This window comes from Campylobacter concisus (assembly GCF_002165785.1).
Classification (GTDB): Bacteria; Campylobacterota; Campylobacteria; order Campylobacterales; family Campylobacteraceae; genus Campylobacter_A; species Campylobacter_A concisus_W.
In genome coordinates, this window is record NZ_NDYO01000020.1 from 1 (window position 1) to 4,948 (window position 4,948).

Here is a 4,948-nt window from a genome sequence, read left to right on the forward strand (position 1 = left end):
GAGGCATTGGCTCAACTGTCAAATTTTCTTTTACAGTTGCGATTTCAACTTCAATGGGCGCGGCTTCGGTGTATTCAGTTTGTGAATTTTTTACACTAACTGAGCTGTTCGGTTTTTCCGAACTACTCAAAAGCTCGTTTAAGCTAGCTTTTGGCGATGTTTTTGATTGTTCTTTAGGCTCAAATGTAACAATATCCTCCACTTCATCAGATGTTTTTAGTCCATATTTTACCTCTGGGAAAAATTCATTTATAAAAAAACTTTGCGCTCTATATTTCATCATTAGCTCTGGCATTGTTTGCCATTTTGAGCCATTTTTACTTAGCCAACCCTCACACCTTGCCATTTCCATTGTTATGGTTGTGCCTTTTAATAATTGTCCAGTTTGGGCGTCTATGGCTTCACAATGCGCGCTATTGCCATCAGGGCTTACAATAGTTTGCAATCGCCCCTTTAAAAGTCCGCTTGAGTTTAGCCTGGCAACTAGGAATTTCGTTTCAAAACTAGGTTTGCCGTGAATGATATAAATACTTTGTGCTACCTCTAAAGCGCCTATATTCATACGCTGAGCTAAATCAAGCACAATAATCGCCGTTCCGATATTTGCTGTTTCGTTACCCTTGCGTAAATGAGTTGGAAAAAAATCAGTAGCCACAAAAGCTTTAGCTTTCCTTTGTTCAAGCTCAAATTTTTTTACTTCAAGCTCCGTTTTCCTATCTTGATATTCTTGTATTTGGTTCATTTTTTATCCTTTTAAAATTTCATTTTGTTCCATAAAAAAGCGGTCGTCGTTCGCCACGTATGCCTCAATCGCGCCTATCGCCGTAAAGACGTGGTCTAGCCGTTCTTTCGTCTGCTGCAACGCTCTAAACGTCCTCAATTCCTTATCCCTTTTTTCATTCTCTAGCTTTATGCTCTTCGTTCTGTAAAAATCCCGCTCTTTCCTTGCGTGTTCTAGCAGTGTTTTTAAGTTTTTATATCTAGGCTCGCCGTTTTTAGGTTTAAATTCGGTTAGTTCGGTTTTAAACTAGCGATAAGGGCGTTATGCTGCGAAATTTGGGATTTGTAGCCGTTGATTTGGCATTCTTGTAGCTTTTGCCTCATATCATAAAAGGCTTTGACTAGTATCTTTTTTGCTTCTCTAACTTTAGCCGTGTTTTTCATATACGTAAGTAGTAGCGTTGCTTGCTGTTCGTTTAGGCAATAAACTTTTCTGTATGTAAGCCCTAAGCCTGCTTTAACTTGTACGTTGTGAAAATTTAGCTCGCCGAATTCTCTTAAGTCGGCCTCGTAGGTTCTGATAAGTCGTTGGACTGATTGTTCGTTGTTATCGGTTAAAACCGAAACTTTGTCTTGCGTGGTGGCTGGGATGCCGTTGTAATTTATGACTAAATCGTTCATAATCAATACCTTTCCAATGAAATATTATTGGAATTATATTGAAATAAAATTGATTTGTCAATATATTTACATCATTTTGTTAATCTTTTCACATTGATTTCGCATTGAAGCGGTCGGATATTAAATCCGAGCGCTTATTTTTGGACTTCTCTAATAAACATAAACATTACGTATTGGTTTAACGATACCCCCGCCTCTTTTGCTAAGCTTTCCAGCTTTTCTTTTAGTTCTAACGGAATTTTGATTTGTAAATTATAGCTTCCGCTTGCTTCTTTTTCTTCTGCCATCACGACTCCTTTGATTTATCTAGTTTTTTAAATTTTTTATCTATCTTTTTAAGCTCTTTGGATACTTCTTTGATATGTTCCGTTCTGGCGAGCATTTCAGGGCGCACGCCGTCGTTTTCTATCATTATATTTCGCACTTTGCGGCCGACTTCGTAAGCCGTGTTTTCTAGGTTTTTTTGCCCGTAAATTCGGTTATTTTCGATCTTGGCTTTGGTCTCTTGAAGTCTAAAAAGATTTGCGGCTAGCTCGCGGGCCCCCATAAAATCAAATACCTTATCTTTTAGAGTAAGCCCTTTGATATGCAAAAGGTCTTTTAGGCGCATATTATACATCCCCATATACCCCGCATCCATAAAATAAGCGTAGTTTTCTACTCCGTGAGAGTTGGCTACGCCCGTTAAGGCTTTGTTTGCGTCTTTCGTTTTTTCTCTAACGTCTAGGCGTTCGAGCTGCTCGGCCTCGATATAGTGATGTAAGGCTTCGGCTATGGTAGCTAAATACGCTTGGGCTTTTGCTACCGCGGGCTTTTTAGAGTCGGCATTCATAGACGTCAAAAAGCAGGCAAAGCGCGATAGCTTGTAGTCTGCACCGCCGTTAATCGGAGTAAAATGTTCTAAGATATTGTGACCTATGTTCGAGCATATAGAGATAGCTTTATTTATAGCTTTGTTTAGCGACTTTACACTATCGTATTCTAGCATTTGAGCCAAGTCGCTCGCTAGCCAATATGTAGTGCCGTTTTTATGCGACGATAGCTCGAATTTGTCGTTTTCCCTGTTATCTACGTCAAAAAGTGTTAGTTGCGTTTGCATAGTTTGTTCCTTTTGCGTTTAGTCTTATCTCCGCTAACTCTCTTTGAGTTATGCCAAGCTCTTTGCATACGCGTTTTACGATGTTGTCGTCCATTTTATTCCTTAGTATAAAATTTCTTTTATTATCTCTCGCAGTTCGTCTTTACTTATGCTATTTTCGGCTAATCTTACGACTACGTCCTCCATAGTTACCGCAAAATGCACGAAATAGCCCTCTTGTTTGTTTAGCTCTAAAAAGAAAACGCCCAGATAAACCGCCGTGCGCTTATTGCCGTCTAAAAACGGGTGAAATTTAACGCAAGAAAAGACTAAATGCGTGAGTTTGTCTAAAAAAGTAGGGTAGTATTCGTCATTTTTGATATGTTCGAGCGCGGAGGCTAGATAACCTAAGCTGGTTTGATTATAGCCTTTCGCTCCGCCCATACTATCTATAATCATATCGTGAAGCTCGACCGCTTCGTCTATGTCGAAATAGTTCATTTGTCTTTTAATCTTTCGAAAACCGCTCTAACTTTGGGGTTTTGCAAGACTACGTTTTTCATTTTTTCTTTCACGGCTTTGCGCTCTTTTGCGCTTGCTGCGGGTATAACGACTTTGGGCTGCATTATTTCTCCTTTAAATTTACGCGATTATACAAAAACCTACTTTGATTTCAGATAATCCATTAAAATTTTACGCAAGTGCATAGCTAAAGGGCGGTACTCTTTTTGCGCGTCGTCTTTTAACTTTTGTAGCGTTTCGTCGTCTAGGCGTATGCTAACGATATTGGCTTGTTTGTCTTTCATCATCTATCCTTTCAAGTCACGCTATCTGCTCGTAAAATTTCCACGCTGGTAAGCTCAAAGTCTGCACCGCTTTTATCTTATCGCCATCTTTTTTCGCATAGCCCCACCACTGATTATGATCACGGCAAAACTTGTAAAGCTCTAGCAATTCAAGATATGTTTTCCGTCCTTGCTCTATCGCTGCGGCGTCAAGCTCATAAAAGCCTACGAAATAAGGGGCTTTCGTTTCAACGGCGATAAACAAGAAGTAATTAACCTCTTTGCCTAAGCTTCTTAAAATATCGCTGTAAAAAGCCGCTTGGACGTGATAATTAAAACTAGCGACCGATCTGGCAAACCCAGTAGCTGAAGCGTCGGAAGTTGTTTTTAGATCGATCACTGCACCCATTTTCTCATTATAAAAATCAGGGCGACATTTGACCGCAACGCCTTCTATCTCACTAAAATAGCTTTGTTCGGCTAATCCGTCTTTTAAAAATTCAGCTGTTTCATACATAGAATTAATCGAGTTTGCAACCTTTAAAGCTGTTCTAATACTAGCCCAATTTATCGGCGTTTTTCCACCTAGTTTTTTTAAAAATTCTTCGTGTATAGCTTTGCCCTCTTTGGTGCGTTTATCTACTTCAGGCTCTACACTAAACTCGTTTGAAAAATCTTTTGGCTCTAACACTAACTTATGTACCGCAGAGCCTAAAAGCAAAGCCTTTGTAGGCTCACTTTTAAGCTCATTTTTCATTTTTAAGTGTAGGGGGCTTTTTGCTAGTAAGTCAAGATCGCTCTTTGATATTTCAGGGCGTGCGTGGTATTCTTTATTTGTTAGCATTTTTTAACCTTTTTAATATTTTTTGAAATTCTCCCCAAGTCATATTTGGCTCGCCATAAAACTCAACAAGCCTCTTTAGTGTGGAGTATCGCATCTCTTTCAGCCTCCTCTCGTAGTTTTTTAAGCGTTTGTTTGTAAGTAGTTGTATAGCTCAAGACTGCGTCGTTACTCATTTCAGCTTCAACGCATAACACATAAACAAGCGCTGCATAGGCGAAAAAGTCTTTTTTGCAATGCTCAATAAGCAGATCAATTATTTCGCCACTATCTTCGCCAAGTGCATTTTTAAAGGTGTGGCGATGGCGGCTATATACAGCTTCAATGTCAGTTATTAGCTCGTCGTATTCTTTGTTTAAATTTATGTGTGCCACGTCGCTCTCGGCATATACTAGGTCGTAGTTCAAACTCATTTTTAACCCCTTTTGATATTTAAATAGGCGATATTCTTTATCTCGCCACCATTGCTGAAAAGCACCCTAAAAAACTTAATTAGCGTTTTCATTTTTGTAGTTCCTTGTATCTCTTTGGTACTTTTGGCAAATACGCAGCGTGGTATATATGTCCTAATCCTGCACTTTGCCTTAGCTCTCTTTGCTCATAGCGCTCTTTCATCTCACAAAGTCCAGCATCAACTAAGTCAGCGTGAAGATTGTCAGTTTTAACTTTCACATCAAACGCAGCGTCGCCCAAACGATTACTTATCCTTACTCTTTGTGAGCGAGTAACATCTTTAAAACTTACGTTGGCGTATTTGGTGCTTAATTTCTCGTAGTCTTTTTTAGCTTTGATAAGCGCTTTTAGGCTCTCTAAAGCTTGCTCTAGGTCATTAATGTTTTGCAT

Annotated in this window: 10 protein-coding genes and 1 pseudogene; all 11 read right to left on the reverse strand. The window is 39.3% G+C overall.

What is annotated here, in order from left to right; genetic code table 11:
* Positions 1-742 (reverse strand): annotated as a pseudogene (locus tag B9N62_RS10150) (hypothetical protein); the annotation flags it as partial.
* Between the two features lie 3 nt (positions 743-745).
* Positions 746-880, reverse strand: coding sequence for a hypothetical protein (locus B9N62_RS10910; RefSeq protein WP_257640249.1), 135 nt, complete (start codon positions 878-880; stop codon positions 746-748).
* 131 nt (positions 881-1,011) lie between these two features.
* Positions 1,012-1,401, reverse strand: coding sequence for a Rha family transcriptional regulator (locus B9N62_RS10155; protein ID WP_087585383.1), 390 nt, complete (start codon positions 1,399-1,401; stop codon positions 1,012-1,014).
* A gap of 134 nt (positions 1,402-1,535) precedes the next feature.
* Positions 1,536-1,688, reverse strand: a complete 153-nt coding sequence (locus B9N62_RS10160; RefSeq protein WP_087585384.1) for a toxin-antitoxin system HicB family antitoxin — start codon at positions 1,686-1,688, stop codon at positions 1,536-1,538.
* Positions 1,688-2,500: a BRO family protein gene (locus B9N62_RS10165; protein WP_087585385.1), complete on the reverse strand. Its 813-nt coding sequence runs from the start codon at positions 2,498-2,500 to the stop codon at positions 1,688-1,690. Before B9N62_RS10165 ends, B9N62_RS10160 begins: the two co-directional genes overlap by 1 nt.
* Before the next feature lie 102 nt (positions 2,501-2,602).
* Positions 2,603-2,980 carry a type II toxin-antitoxin system death-on-curing family toxin gene (locus tag B9N62_RS10170; RefSeq protein ID WP_087585386.1) on the reverse strand — a complete coding sequence of 126 codons (378 nt, stop codon included), beginning with the start codon at positions 2,978-2,980 and terminating at the stop codon, positions 2,603-2,605.
* On the reverse strand, positions 2,977-3,105 hold the full coding sequence (locus B9N62_RS10915) for a hypothetical protein (RefSeq protein ID WP_257640250.1): 129 nt from the start codon (positions 3,103-3,105) through the stop codon (positions 2,977-2,979). Before B9N62_RS10915 ends, B9N62_RS10170 begins: the two co-directional genes overlap by 4 nt.
* Positions 3,106-3,141: 36 nt before the next feature.
* Positions 3,142-3,285, reverse strand: coding sequence for a hypothetical protein (locus B9N62_RS10580; RefSeq protein ID WP_180382197.1), 144 nt, complete (start codon positions 3,283-3,285; stop codon positions 3,142-3,144).
* A 16-nt stretch (positions 3,286-3,301) separates the two neighbouring features.
* Positions 3,302-4,108, reverse strand: a complete 807-nt coding sequence (locus tag B9N62_RS10175; protein ID WP_087585387.1) for a PD-(D/E)XK nuclease-like domain-containing protein — start codon at positions 4,106-4,108, stop codon at positions 3,302-3,304.
* A 62-nt stretch (positions 4,109-4,170) separates the two neighbouring features.
* On the reverse strand, positions 4,171-4,518 hold the full coding sequence (locus B9N62_RS10180; protein WP_087585388.1) for a hypothetical protein: 348 nt from the start codon (positions 4,516-4,518) through the stop codon (positions 4,171-4,173).
* An 88-nt stretch (positions 4,519-4,606) separates the two neighbouring features.
* A partial coding sequence (locus tag B9N62_RS10585; protein WP_087585389.1) for a hypothetical protein occupies positions 4,607-4,948 on the reverse strand: 342 nt, incomplete at its 5' end.